This is a genomic window from Paraburkholderia lebeckiae (assembly GCF_050436225.1).
Classification (GTDB): Bacteria; Pseudomonadota; Gammaproteobacteria; order Burkholderiales; family Burkholderiaceae; genus Paraburkholderia; species Paraburkholderia tuberum.
Window position 1 is genome coordinate 2,928,902 of record NZ_JBNDLU010000002.1, and the last position, 13,900, is coordinate 2,942,801.

At 60.5% G+C, this 13,900-nt stretch carries 9 protein-coding genes and 2 pseudogenes; 9 read left to right on the top strand and 2 right to left on the bottom strand.

Features of this window, described 5'->3' with window-relative positions:
- Nucleotides 1–19 precede the first annotated feature (19 nt).
- Together OKW45_RS28110 and OKW45_RS28115 are read left to right on the top strand one after the other, a co-directional pair.
- The gene (locus OKW45_RS28110) at nucleotides 20–667 is read left to right on the top strand and encodes a hypothetical protein (RefSeq protein WP_429472374.1); all 648 of its coding nucleotides are present in this window, start codon (nucleotides 20–22) and stop codon (nucleotides 665–667) included.
- A gap of 367 nt (nucleotides 668–1,034) precedes the next feature.
- A complete protein-coding gene (locus tag OKW45_RS28115; protein ID WP_429472376.1) occupies nucleotides 1,035–1,730 on the top strand; it encodes a hypothetical protein in 696 nt (231 codons plus the stop codon).
- Between the two features lie 977 nt (nucleotides 1,731–2,707).
- Here OKW45_RS28115 and OKW45_RS28120 read toward each other — a convergent pair.
- Together OKW45_RS28120 and OKW45_RS28125 are read right to left on the bottom strand one after the other, a co-directional pair.
- Nucleotides 2,708–3,841, bottom strand: a complete 1,134-nt coding sequence (locus OKW45_RS28120; protein ID WP_429472378.1) for an ISAs1 family transposase — start codon at nucleotides 3,839–3,841, stop codon at nucleotides 2,708–2,710.
- Nucleotides 3,842–4,309: 468 nt separating this feature from the next.
- On the bottom strand, nucleotides 4,310–6,037 hold the full coding sequence (locus tag OKW45_RS28125) for an outer membrane protein assembly factor BamB family protein (RefSeq protein ID WP_429472379.1): 1,728 nt from the start codon (nucleotides 6,035–6,037) through the stop codon (nucleotides 4,310–4,312).
- A gap of 395 nt (nucleotides 6,038–6,432) precedes the next feature.
- On the opposite strand from OKW45_RS28125, the pseudogene OKW45_RS28130 reads away from it, so the two are divergent.
- The 7 genes and pseudogenes from OKW45_RS28130 to OKW45_RS28160 form a co-directional block, all read left to right on the top strand.
- Nucleotides 6,433–6,618 (top strand): annotated as a pseudogene (locus tag OKW45_RS28130) (Arm DNA-binding domain-containing protein); the annotation flags it as partial.
- Nucleotides 6,619–6,674: 56 nt separating this feature from the next.
- Nucleotides 6,675–6,917: an aldo/keto reductase gene (locus tag OKW45_RS28135; protein WP_018419854.1), complete on the top strand. Its 243-nt coding sequence runs from the start codon at nucleotides 6,675–6,677 to the stop codon at nucleotides 6,915–6,917.
- Nucleotides 6,918–7,537: 620 nt separating this feature from the next.
- Entirely contained in the window at nucleotides 7,538–9,229 is a 1,692-nt protein-coding gene (locus tag OKW45_RS28140) for a methyl-accepting chemotaxis protein (RefSeq protein ID WP_429472381.1), read from the top strand.
- A 417-nt stretch (nucleotides 9,230–9,646) separates the two neighbouring features.
- The gene (locus OKW45_RS28145; RefSeq protein WP_429472383.1) at nucleotides 9,647–10,945 is read left to right on the top strand and encodes an EAL and HDOD domain-containing protein; all 1,299 of its coding nucleotides are present in this window, start codon (nucleotides 9,647–9,649) and stop codon (nucleotides 10,943–10,945) included.
- Nucleotides 10,946–11,060: 115 nt separating this feature from the next.
- Nucleotides 11,061–11,225 carry a hypothetical protein gene (locus OKW45_RS28150; RefSeq protein ID WP_429472385.1) on the top strand — a complete coding sequence of 55 codons (165 nt, stop codon included), beginning with the start codon at nucleotides 11,061–11,063 and terminating at the stop codon, nucleotides 11,223–11,225.
- Nucleotides 11,226–11,267: 42 nt separating this feature from the next.
- Nucleotides 11,268–11,582 (top strand): hypothetical protein, encoded by a 315-nt coding sequence (locus tag OKW45_RS28155; protein ID WP_018419849.1) that lies wholly within the window; start codon nucleotides 11,268–11,270, stop codon nucleotides 11,580–11,582.
- A gap of 640 nt (nucleotides 11,583–12,222) precedes the next feature.
- Nucleotides 12,223–13,841: pseudogene (locus OKW45_RS28160) on the top strand (methyl-accepting chemotaxis protein).
- Nucleotides 13,842–13,900: the final 59 nt, after the last annotated feature.

Consider the following 13,900-nt stretch of genomic DNA (forward strand, 5'->3'; position numbering starts at 1 on the left):
AGGCCGCACGGCGGGCGGCGTGCTGTCGGATGATGTGCGCAACCTGTCTGCGAAACATTACGGCCACGCAGGGCCGCGATTCGTCGAAGCGCTCGTTAGCAACCTTCGTTCAGGTTTCAGGCTGGCCGATGCGCTGCAACCCCTTGTTGACCGGTTCGGAGCATCGGAAGGTCAGGAACGGCGGGCGGCGCGCACCTTTGCTATCTGCGCATTGGCGGGGGAACTGTCGGTGCTGTGGGGTGTGACGCCGTGGGCCATCGGAGATCCGATCAAGTCAGCAATCCAAGCATTCAATCTTTGGCGCGGCCGTCGTTCAACCAACGGCCAGAGCGCGGAACATGCCGCGATCCTTCGTGCTGTCTCCGACTTCATCGACCGGCACAGCGACAGCCGCTTTTCCAATATTGAGGGCAGCGCGGACCTTGTGCGGGATCGGGTCGGCTACTGGAAGCAGGATGGCGAGCGCCGACTTTATCTGTTCTCGTCTGGCGGCCTGCGTGAAGCGACGAAGGGTTACGACCTCACGCGGGTAACGGCCGCACTCGAAAAGGTGGCGGCGCTCGTCGACACCGACAGCGGGAAGCGCTCGAAAACCACCAGAACACCGGATGGACGCACGACCCGCCTGTATCACGTGGACGCCGGAAAACTGGCGGAGGGCGAGTGATGCCCAGCCGATCAATTGCCCGGTGCAACAGGTGCAACACGTGCAACACGCCCGCCAGTAAAGGCGTTCGGGCGTTGCACCGTTCATTCGTCAACGTGCAACAGGTGCAACAGACGCAATCAGGAAGCCCGTGCGATGTTGCACCTGTTGCACCTTCCTGTTTTCCGGTGCAACAGCTGGAAGGCCCACCCCAGAAGGCTGTTGCACCTGTTGCACTTGTTGCACCACAGAACACAGGAGGAAGCCGTGATTACTAATCCGAACGCCACCCGGCTATCTGACCGTATCGTGATGCATCCGGCAAATTGAGCAACCGGGCGCGCAGCCGCTATGGTTCGCGCGCCCAGAAACAGCAGGAGATGTTCAGATGGCGAACGGAAAGCAGATCACGCAACCGGCGCAGATTACGCAAGTGGATGACGCCGCCGAGAAGAAGGCACGAGAGAGAAAGGCCGAGGTCTCAAAAATTTCCGCTGACCTGATGACTACACCGTCATTTTGCAATGCGCTGACTAGCAGTGAATTCATCAACGGCGCTATAAAGCAGTTCGGCGACGTGAGCATGATGGACCTGGCCGGTGAAGTGAAAGAGCAGGTCGCAAAGGTTGTCGTCGAAGGCGACATGGCATACCCGGAGGCCATACTCATATCTCAGGCTATGTCGTTGAGTTCAGTCTACAACCGCTGTGCCGAACTGGCCGGCGTGAACATCATAAATAAGTTGCCGCAAGCGGAAGTCCTAATGAGGATGGCCCTGAAGGCGCAATCCCAATGCACGCAGACCTTGCGAGTCCTTGGCGAGCTGAAAAACCCGAAGTCGGTTGCATTCATCAAGCAGCAGAACAATGCGCACCAGCAGCAAGTGAACAACGGGACCGCGCCGCCGACTGTCGCACGCGTACACGAGGAAAAGCCGAACCAATCAAACGAACTATTAACTGACAACCGGGACGAGCAACATGGGGCGACGCTGGACACTGGAGCAACGAGCGCGGCAGGCCGAGCGCATCAGACAGTGGAAGCCGTGGGAGCAGTCGACAGGGCCGACGACCGACGAGGGTAAAGCCGTGTCATCGCAAAACGCAGTTGTGCATGGTCTACGGGCGCGCGAATGGCTCGACTATCAGAAGCGCATCAATGATCTATTGCGGGCCTGCCGGGAGCGACTGAACCAGGTTTAACAATCACGGACCCCGCCCCGTGCGGGGTTTTCACTGTGCGGTTTCTGAACGCTCAGGGCCGCTGGGAGATAAGCGGGACGGGCCAGTGCGGAGGATCGCATCGGGAATTTCCGAACGGCTTTCGCGACCAGTAGTTGGATGGTGCCTAGATGGATTCGCGCGGCGGCGCGGTGTCGTGCCTGTGTGGATTCGCCGCCCGGCGGGCTTGCGCGAGTGTGGGTGAGCCGCTGGGCGAAAAGCGTCATCAAGGCACGCGCGCCGCCGAGGTACGCAGCGTGGTACGCACCGAAAGCGAAGTTGCCACGCGCGAAGTTGCCACTCATGTTGCCACGGGAAACGCCTGTTTCCAGTGCCGCAGTTTCCACCGTGTTTCCACGAAAAGGCAGGGTAGTCAGTCGCGGTTTCCATTGTGGTCTCCCCGGTTTCGGGGCGTTTGGGAGCTGCAGCTGCAGGGTTGCGCGCCTACAAAAAAGAGCCCGCCTAGGTGGGCGGGCTAAATCCATAGTCCAGGGGATAGACATGGAGGAGACGCGGATAACGGGCTTGGCTGCTGGTCCCGCTGACGAGGCACATCGCCATGAACTAAATCTACATGCGATCGGTACGTCGTGCCATCGCACTAAGGTATAGCGGTCCTCACACACGAGTATTGGAAGTCATACGAAGGTTTAACGGAGCCGCGGCAACCGGCACGCAGTCCCGTCCTGCTGATCGGGCGCTGTTCGATTTGGAGTGAACGCGCCGCCGATTCCGGCGGATGGCCTGTCTTTGCGAAATAAACCCAGTCGCAATTCGCAGCGGCGTCAAATAATATGCCGCCCTTAGACAGAATATGCCGCCCTTAGACAGGGCAATTGCATCAAAAGACCGGCATTCCAAGCACTCGAGCCCGATAGTGTTCATCGAATCCGGCCTTGAGCCGCTTGTTCTTTATGCCGACCTTGGTGGCTTTGTCAGCGCGCAGTAGATTCGACACGATGCGGCGCAAGATCGCGAAGTTTTGCGCCGCATTGTCCACCCGGGCACGACATTGATCCTCGCCAAAGGCAACATCGAGCACCCAATGCATGCTGTTTTCGATGGCCCAGTGAGGGCGTACCGCCTCGTTGATCCGTTTCGGGTCAGCAGGCAGGCTGTTCACGTAGTACCGCCGCTCCAGCGAAGCACGGCCGTCGATCTCGCGGGTGGCCTCAACCATCGCCACCGAGCGCAGGCCGGCCCATTTGCCGTCCTCATCCAGCCAGTCAATCATGTCGGTCGCAACGCACTGGCGCGTCTCGATTCTTCCGTGCACTTTCTTGCCTGTCTGACAGTGCTCAGCGAAGCGCACGCTGCGCAGGGACTGTGTGCGCTGTGCATCGAACAGCTGCACGATCGCTTCATGCAAGGCAGGCTGGTTGCCTTTGACCGCAAGCACATAGTCGGCACCTCCAGCCACGAACTTCGCCGCGATCTCCCGCTGGCAACCCATCGCGTCGATCGTCACGATCGCACCCTTGAGCAGCAAGGCATCCAGCAATGCCGGGATCGCGGTGATCTCGTTGCTTTTGTCGGCAGTCCTCACCTGACCCAAGGTCGCCCCCAACGCGCCGCAATAGGCCGATACCAGATGGATCGCGCTACGCCCCATGCCGTGCGAGCGCCGTACCGTCTTGCCGTCAATTGCCACCACCTGGCCCGCGACTGCAGGACAGATACCGCTTACCCACCGCACAAAGCAAGCCTCGAACTGCCGCGCATCAAGCGCTGCGAATACGCGCCCGAACGTGTCATGCGAGGCAATCCCGTTGCGCAGCGGCAAGTACCGGCGCAGCCACTCCAGTTGTCCTTGCCCCCACAAAGCGATCCCCACCCAGCCGTCGGCACCTGACAGGATCGCCGCCAGTGCAACCACCAGCATTTCCATCAGATCATGCTCCGGGGTGCGTACACGCGGGTCCTTCAGGTCCCCAAACGCGTCTTGCAAACTCAACGGCTCGTATTCGTCGTCCACTCTCGGCCCTTGGCAAAACCAAGAGTTAACGCTTCTTCGCAGCAGTTTACAACCCCCATTCGTAACCCATTGGGTGTAAACAATTTTTCATGCGATTGCCCTGCCATGCGACCCACGCCACCGAGGAAACGCGGGCATCCTCCCAGTCTTGAGCGCCCTCGACAGAACCGGCCATGGAGACGACATGACTCCGGTTACATGGACACCCCAAATCAACCTTATGGCGTCCACTTTTCGGGGACCAGATCATCAGCGACAGGTGTCTGACCATGGTGAATGACGCTGACTAGGGTTCATTGGATTGGCGACGTATGACTTGTCTGTGATGGGGGGGACGCAAGGATTACGCCATAAACCTGCAGACCGATTCCTCCCGGTGACAGTGCCGGAGCCCGTTAGCAAGCTATTCGTGCTTCCTGCGGTCGGCGCCGCGCGGGCTACGGCCGCGGTCGTGGCGAGCGGTATTCGCTATAGACCGAAGGCATGAATCTTGTGATCGCTGCCGCCCGCAACGAACAGCTGTCCGTTCACGACGGTCGGCGATGCGAAGATGCCCCCGGTGATCCGGTCAGCCGGCGCTAGGCTATCGGTGCTCCAGAGTACATTTCCAGTCGTCGCGTCCAAGGCGAACACCTGGCTTGCGACGCCATCGGCGTAGTACACGACGCCGTTTGCGACGATGGGCGAAATGGCGGGGTTGTTCTTCGTCGCGTTTGCGCCGATCGGCTGCTGCCAGGCAAGGCTGACGGAACAGTTGCTGCCAACGGCCAGCGCGAGGAGCCCGTGGTTGTTCAACGCGACAGGTGAGTCGGACGGCGCCGCGACGTAAAGTTGGTTCAACACCGGATCGAACGCAGGCTGGCCGATGTTGACGCCGGCACTCGAACTCTGGGCAATCGCCAACGTCTGGATGGGGCCTGACTGCTGGATGGTGGCCCGGTTATAGATGAACAGGTTGCCGCTCTTTTGGTAGGCCGCAAGCATCGTTGGGCAGCCGGGACGCTGGAACAGCACCGCCGTCGCACCGAAGTCCACGTCTGGCACAGCAACGGTCGGAGCGAGCGGCGAGTTGGACGCGGCCGCCGCCAGCGTTGGGGTTAGCTTGACGACGTGTTCTGCGAACCCGGCATTTTCCGGATTGGCGAAAGCGTTTCCCGTTAGCGCGTAGACGACTGTCCCGTCAGGCGGGATCGATACGCCTCCCGCACCCCAGATGCCGCCCCCTTCCGGCCCGTTCGCACCGGTCGGGTACCAGCGTGCCAGAATCGTCGGCGGGTTGCTGGTCGATACGTGGACGAGCTGTCCATGGTACGGCCGGGTATCGCACGGGTCGCCGGCCGTAGCGACGTATAGCGAGGTGCCGATGATCGCGGGGCTGCCGTAGACGAACGTCCTCGGCCAGGAATTCGCCGCGTCGGGAATAGGCAGGTTGAAGCCGGGCGTATCCGCGCCGGTTGCGAGGTTGTATGCGTGCAGGTAGCCTCTGCCGCTCACGATGTATAGCCGGTTGGTGGAACGATCGATGGTGGGCGTCCCCATGAAACCGGCGTTGCCGCCCGACAAGGCCAAGTCCTCGCAGCTGGTTTGCACGGCAGGCACGCTTTGTTGCCAGATGATGGCCCCGGTGGAAGCGTTCAGCGCGAACGTGGTCCCCAGCAGCGTCGCCGCATAGACGACATCGGTCAACGTGCCGTTGATGTTCACGCCTGTAGCCAACGTCGGCTGAGTCAGGATGGCGCCGCCAAGGTCGGTCGCCCAGTGCGTCACCAAGCCCTTGCGCACAGTGGTCGGGTTAAGCACGGTCTCGACGGGGTTGTTCCCGGTTCGCTGCATGTCCATGCCGAATGTGGGCCAGTCGGTCGCCGTGAAGGACGAGGCAGCCGCTGCTCCGGGTGTCCGGGCTCGTGTCGCGGCGCTCACAGCCGCAGGCGCCTGGTATGGCGCGTTCGCCGTCAGCGTCGGACCCTGACCGCCGGGGACGCTGGGCGGAAGGTGGCCGTTCACGAAATTCTGTTGGCTCACCGGCGATCCATCGAGCGCACTGGCGGGCGGCATGTTCGGTTTGGCGGACGAACCCGAGGGGCCATGAGGCGGCATTGGAGAGGTTTGCGCGAGCGCGCTTAAGCCGGCAAAAATGGCGAGAATCATAGTGGCGACCCGCTCAACCTTCTTAAGACCGGCGTGTGCGGTGGTCATGGGGACACCTTCGGGAACGTGGAGTTGGTGCGCTTATCGTGTGAAGACAGCACACCGACGGCCTTTGGCCGTAGCACCCTTGCTTAAGACCCGCTTCAGCGTGCGGGTGGCGGTGACGTTACAGACAGAAAGAGCCCAAGAAGAGCTCGGGAAGGACGGCACGCCAGCGAATATATCTTAGTATTCCGTCATGCGAAATTCAAACGCATGGGCTGGCCGCCAGGACCATCCTGGAACCCAGCATCTCGCAACGTTACCCAAAAAGCCCCGCTCCGCCTTGCGCGACGGGGCTTTTTGCTGCCATCATCCCGCAAGGTTGCCCGATTGAAATCAGTGCGATCAGGGGCATTTTTGGGGCAACCGGCAAATGCCCCCATTGCCGATGCCCCCAACAGATGGCGAAAACCGCCGCCCCGCTCACAGACATACAAATCCGCAAGGCCAAGCCCTCCGAGAAACCGTACAGGCTGGCTGACGGCAAAGGCCTCTACTTGGAAGTGATGCCCAACGGCTCTCGTTACTGGCGCATGAAGTACCGGTTTGATGGCAAGGAGAAGCGCGCCGCATTCGGTGTTTCCCCGTTTCGCACAATCTGGCCCTAGTCGAAGCCCTGCGCAATGTGGCAGACCGCAAAGGTATGACGGTCGCGCAACTAGCGATTGCGTGGGCGGCAGCGCAGGGTGCGGACGTTGTGCCCCTGGTGGGCGCCCGCACGCGAGCGAGACTTGCCGAGGCTCTCGGTTCAGTTAGCCTTCCGCTCACGGATGATGACCTCCTGGAAATAGAGCGCGTCATACCGAAAGGCGCTGCGGCGGGGGAGCGTTATGCATCGACTCTTCTCGCCGAGCTGGACAGTGAGAAGCGGCCCTCGGAGCGCTAATTCACTGCGAGCGGCTGAAACTGGCCGAACCCAGGTCGGCGCCGGCCTCGCAGGATCGCTAATCGCAGCAGATATGCGAAAGGAATGGGCCGACACTGAACTGCCCTTCGTCGTCACACCGCCGCAACAACCGTTTCCGAACTACTACGGTCTCACGCGTAATCGAGCGGTCGGACGCTATTGATCTCAGTCGGGTTCAAGGATCAACGCTAACTCGCATAGTCCGTCTGGCCGGCCGGTCAAAGTACGACGACGAACAGTTGGTACCGACCTCGGCGAGCGGCAGACTTGACCAGTGCTTCAAGATTGCAAGACAAACGTCGGCTTTTGGCACGTAAGTGTAAGCGTTCGTCCCCTACCAACAGGAAATTCACAGTTTGTCGCGACGATCTTGCGGTCTTCAGTTAGGTTGCCGAAGCACTCGTCGTGCTGATCGAAGCGGGGATACCCAACTCATTTGTCCCAGCAGAATTTACTTTTTGCGCATTAAACGTTCCCTAAAGTCGATCGTCCCGCTGTCGTTATGTAGGTGGGTTCGATACTGATGTTCGGCCCGCGCAGCAGGCGCCACATCGCCGCCTGCTATCGCGCGTTACGCGGTGCGGTACCTTGGGGACAACATGTTTTCGACGATAAAAGGCCGCCTGGCGCTGGCCATGGCATTCTTGAGCGCGCTTCTCGTGGCAATCGGCACTGTCGGCCTGATCGGCATGAGTCGCTCGAACTACACGACCTACGATCTCTTCACAAACGAGATGCCGAGCGCGGTGTCAGTCGGAAACGCCGAGATGTTCATGGCACGCGAACGCCTGAGTTTCGATCGCGCCGCGATGAACGCCGGCACGCCCGCCGCGGAAGAGGCAATCGGCCGCGGTGCGCTGATGCGCAAGACCTCGGACGAGGCCTGGGCGACGTATGCGGCATTGCCGCAAGGCCCGGGCGAAAAGCAACTGGCTGATACCTTCAATCGCCAGCGGCTCGCACTACAAAAGCTGCTGGAAGAGAGCTACGCTGAGGTACGCTCCGACGACCACGACAGAATCATTGCTGCTGCGAATGCCATGCAGGTCGCGTTCAATCAGTTTGCCAAGTCGGGCGTCGAGTTGCGCAAATTCCAGTTCGAGGCTGCCAAAACGGCGTACGACGAGGGTCAGGCGACTTTCAACCAATTCCGCGCGCTCGGCATTTCGGCCATTTTGCTGGGGTTGGCCGCAGCGGGCTACTCATGGTTCTCATTGCGTCAGAAGATCGCACGTCCACTCGATACCGCGCTGGCCCAATTTGACGCGATTGCCTCGGGCGACCTTCGCCGCGACGTCATCGTGACTTCGAACGATGAAATGGGTCAGTTGCTTCGCGGCCTCTCGAAGATGCAGACAAGCCTCGTCAATACGGTGCGCACGGTACGCTCAGGCAGCGAATCGATCGCCTCGGCCACGAGGCAGATCGCGGCGGGCAATATCGATCTGTCGTCGCGCACGGAAGAGCAGGCGTCCGCGCTGCAGCAAACGTCGTCAAGCATGGATGAACTGACCGGCACCGTGAAGCAGAATGCTGACAACGCGCGCCAGGCCAGCTCGCTTGCCGCGAACGCGTCGGAAATCGCGGACAAGGGCAGCCGCGTCGTTTCGCAGGTAGTTGAAACGATGGGCGAGATCAATCAGAGCTCAGCAAAAATTGCAGACATCATCACGATCATCGAAGGCATTGCGTTCCAGACGAACATTCTCGCGCTGAACGCGGCCGTGGAAGCGGCGCGCGCCGGCGAGGAAGGGCGTGGCTTTGCCGTCGTTGCGGGCGAAGTGCGCTCGCTCGCCCAGCGCTCGTCGGCGGCCGCGAAAGAAATCAAGCAGCTCATCGACAATTCGGTCGAACGCGTTCAGTCGGGTACCTCGCTAGTCGATGAGGCGGGTCGCACGATGGCTGAAATTATCGGCGCAGTGCAGCGCGTGACCGACATCATGGGCGAGATCGCGGCAGCATCCGCAGAGCAGAGCAGCGGTATCGAACAGGTGGCACGCGCGGTGACGCAGATGGACGAAGTCACACAGCAGAACGCGGCGCTCGTGGAGGAAGCAGCAGCAGCGGCGCAATCGCTTGAACATCAGGCCGGTGCGTTAAGTACGGCTGTCGCGACCTTCCGCCTTCGCGATGAAGCGCCGCTCGGCATCTCCCCGGTGGTGAAGCCGAGGACGGAAACGCCTGCACTGGCTGCGCGCCTTGGGGCGCCAAAAATGTCCCAGGCGCGTGTCGAGTACCCGGCCGACGGACCGCAGCGGGCGACGGTACACGCCGAATGGGAAACGTTCTGAACTGAGCACGGCAACGCCGGGCGCCCACCCGCGCGCTTGCTGAACAGTGAAGTCGATACTCGCTTTGTGGACGCGCGGGCGGGCACTCCGCGAGGCCGAGATGAGGTTGGCAGGGCACCCGCCGGCGAACATAGTCGAGTGAATAGCGGCTATCAGTGGCCTGCTGACCACGTAGGCGCTACACCCCCTGAAAAATTGAACGGAATGCACGTCCCCGATCTGAAACCGAAGCACACAGCCATCCTGGTTGCAACTGAAGCCGTCGCCGACGCGGAACTGGTCTCCACCCTGATCCACTTGGCTGGGTAATGCGACTGCTTCGCCGGTCATTTCCTTGGCGATGGAGCGAAGGTCAGGATCAGGCAATCAGCACTCCACCGTCAGCACCGGCTGATTTATCAACAGAGCAGGACAAAAATGCGCTCGCCAGGTCTTACCGACGGTCGATCGGTATCGGACAACGAAGCGGTCACGCCCGAATACGTCTATCTCGGCCGCCAGCCGATTCTCGATCGCAACGGAACATTGACTGCGTTCGAATTGCTCTTCCGCGCGCAGGCCGGCAATTTCGCGCAGATCACGGATGATGCAACCGCCACGGCCCAGGTCATCGCGCGACTCGTCGGCGATGTCGGTCTCAGTACTGCGCTGGGCGATCGCGCCGGCTACGTGAACGTCGAGCGGTCGGTGTTGATGTCCGACATTGTCCGGTTGTTGCCGCCAGAGCGTTTCGTGTTGGAGATCCTCGAAACTGTCACGTTCGACGATGCGCTATTCAGGCGCTGCCAGGAACTGCGGCGCGTTGGTTTCCGCTTTGCGCTGGACGATGTTTCGCAACCATCCGCTCGGCTGGTCGAATTTCTGCCATGCGTCGATATCGTCAAGATCGACCTCCTCGATTGCCCGCGCAAACACCTTGCCGAACTCGTCGGCGTCGTCAGGCAGCATGGGAAATTATTGCTTGCGGAAAAGGTCGAAACACCGGAAGACCGTGACGCCGCCATGCGCGCCGGCTTCGAACTGTTTCAGGGCTACTACTTTGCGAAGCCGCAGACGCTGACATCGCGGCGTATCAGGCCATCGCGTGAAGCACTGTTGCGCCTGCTGGTGCTGTTGAGCGAGGAACCGGAGATTGCCGAGCTCGAAGCCGAACTCAAGCTGAATCCGCACCTCGTGATGCAGTTGTTGCGGTTACTCAATTCGAGTGCATTCGGGCTTGGCCACACGATTTCCTCACTGCGCGCGGCGATCATGGTAGTCGGCACGCGACAGATCACGCGCTGGGCGCAGTTGTTGCTCTTCGCAAATGAGAGTCTGTTGGCACTGCGCTGCGATCCCCTCGCGCAACTGTGCGGCACGCGCGCGCGTTTCATGGAACTTGTCGCCGGCCGGCTGCGTCCCGGTGACGAGCGATTTGCCGATACGGCGTTCATCACGGGCGTCTTCTCGCTGGTCCATGTCCTGTTCGGCGGTGCGCTTGAAGACGTTGTGTCGACGCTGCCGATTCACGCCAGTATTCGGCGGGCCCTGCTCGAAAAGGGCGGCCAGTTAGGTCTGTTGCTGAACGCCGCTGAGGCAGCCGAATCTGGCGAACTCAACGCGATCCGCGCGGCGTGTGATGCGCTGCATGCCATTACCGCGTGCGAGCTGACCGCGCTCGGGCTCGCTGCGGCCGCCTGGCATGACGACCATGTGCGTGACGTCCACAGTCCCTGAACAGCCGTACTTAACGCACGCCGGGTCGACATCGGGGTTTGTACCAATGAAAATATCGAGAAGGGACGCCGTAATACCGCCCTGCATCCAACGATGCATTGGTCGGGAAGCGGGGATGAAAGCAAACGTTTGCGTACAACTGTGGTTGTCATTACTCGCGCGCTTCGCCTGTTTGACCGCGATCATCGGATATGACGTCTGGTTGTTGCGCCGACTGCATCGAACGGCCTGGGTGCCGGATCATCACCATCCGATCGTGATCACGGAATGCAAGCTGTAACGTGACACGTTGTTATTGGGTTCATGCTGAGAAAAGACCAACATGTTCGACGCCGAAATTGCCGCGACGCTCCTGAACCGGTGGGACCTTAAGCGCGCGTCCCCCGGTGACCGGCCACCGCTGAACCTCTTGCAGGAAGGCAACCTGCATTTCAAGTATCAAGGTGGCAATATCGGCGCGGACGATTCCGCCGCAGACCGATGCCTTCGCGTTGAATGCCTGACATTCCCGGACGGATCGCGCGCCTTGCGTGTAGCTGAGTCAGATGGACAGAGCGGCTGGTCGCGGTGGACGGCTGCCGAGCCGATCCGAACACGCGAAACGAGCGCATGCATCGAGCATGTCGACATCTCTTAGCCTCATTTTGCGTTGGCTTTTTGTGGTCGCCGAAGCCCTTGCACTGATACGGTTCTTCGCGGCCTGCTGACAGCGGGAGTCCCGCCGCAACGGATAACTGAGCCTTGCCGGAGTCGCGCTGTGTGACGCCTCTCGATGCCGGCAGCACAAGGCACGCATGCAGATCTCCTCGGGTATTACGCACCCACCGTCGCGCTTATGCTCGTCGGATCTACGTCGTAGCGTTCCCTGCAAGTAGTCGGCTTTAGTGATATTCGACACCTCATCCCGCTACGCCGCCTCAAATCCGCGTCTTGTTCGTCAGGCCAGCGCTTTACCTTCAGCTTCCTCCAGATTCGCGGTCGTCCGCGACACCCTTGCCATTCGGCTAACACTTCCGCTCGCCGGGTGTGTAGAGGACTCTCATCTCCAAGTACGGCGCCCTGCCGGGCGCACGAAAAAAGCCGACAGAATTGCGTCGGCCGGAAGGTTCTGAGGATTCCGAGGGCCATGCCAGAACCTGAGAGGCACGAATTATTGCATTGTCTTCGTCGCCAATTCGCACGGATAAAACTAGGGTGTACACCTATATTCCATTCACCTTTTCCGTCCGTAAACATTTGCAATGTCCATTTAATACGTCCCGGCGGTCAAAAAGAACATGGATAGGCTAACGTTTGCGCAGAAGCTTTGGTTGCCGTTGCTCTTGAGCCTTGCCTGTCTGACCGCAATGACAGGGTTTGACGCGTGGTCATTGCATCAGGTGCGAATCGAAGAACGCGAGAACGACCTGGCGAACAACGCCGACAATGTGGTCAGCCTGGTTCGTCACTATCCCGACCTGGTGCTGCACGGGGTGCTCACGCGTGACGCCGCGCAAAAGGAAGCAATCGAGCGCATCAAGGCCATGCGCTTCGGCAAGGACGGCTACTACACCGTCATGACCGATGAACCGAGGATGTTGCGGCACCCGTTCAAACCTGAACTGGTGGGTCGGGCGCTTGGCGATTTCAAGGATGCCAACGGCACGCTGCTATATCGCGATGCGGTCAATATCGCTAAAGCAGCCGGCGCCGGTTTTATCCGCTATGTGTGGCCACGTCCGGGCGAGGACCGACCGATTCCGAAGCTCACGCGCGTCGCGACCTTCAAGCCGTGGGGCTGGACTTTTCTGAATGGCGTCTACATAGACGACATTGATACCGCGTTCTACCGGTCCCTTATCGAGTCCGGGTCCGTCCTGACCGCTGTTGCAGTGGCGCTGTCAGTCCTGGTTATCGTGATTAATCGAGGGTTGCAACGCTCACTCGGTGGCGAGCCGGCTTCTGCAGCAGAAGCCGCGCGCCGCATTGCAAGCGGCGATCTGAGCGTCCCGGTCAGTTCCAGCGGTGCGAGTTCAGACAGTCTGCTATCTACGATTGAAACGATGCGCGCGCAGCTTGCCCGCACCGTCGGTGCGATCGGAGGTTCCACCGAATCCATCGCCTCAGCGACAAAGGAAATCGCCGCCGGCAACAGCGACCTTTCCCAGCGTACGGAGGAGCGGGCCGCATCACTTCAGGAAACGGCATCGAGCATGGAACAGATGACGTCCATGGTGACAAACAATGCAGACAATGCGCTCCACGCCAACGAGATGGCAAGCACGGCATCAGACATTGCCGCCGGGGAAGCGAACTGGTCGAGAGGGTGATCGGGACTATGCAGGAAATCTCGAACTCATCGGCCAGGATCGCAGAGATCGTCAGCGTCATCGAAGGTATCGCGTTCCAGACAAACATCCTCGCCCTGAACGCAGCGGTCGAAGCCGCGCGGGCCGGCGAACAGGGGCGCGGGTTTGCCGTCGTGGCAAGCGAAGTGCGAAGCCTTGCCCTGCGCGCAGCGGCCGCAGCCAAGGATGTGAAGGCTCTGATCGGGGAATCGGTCAACCGGGTCGAGAGTGGCTCCGCGCTGGTTGCTGAAATCGGAACTGCCATTCGGGAAATTGTTGGTGCGGTCAAGCGCGTCGACGCGATCGTCCACGAGATAGCGGCGGCCTCGAACGAACAAAGCGCGGGCATCCAGCAGGTCGGCAAAGCGATTTCCCAGATGGACTCAATAACTCAGCAGAACGCGGCGCTCGTTGAGCAGGCAGCGGCAGCCGCTCATTCACTTAGCGGACAGGCTAGCGGCCTGGCGGACATCGTCGAGGCATTCCGGCTGGAGGCCGCCGATCGTGGCGAAAGTAACGCGGATCATCGCCGGGGAGCAATGGAGAGGGTCCATGTCGCGTTCGCTTAGACCCGTCGTTCGTTGGCTCTTTGTGGTGGCCGGCGTCGGCGCGCTGATATGGTTCTTCG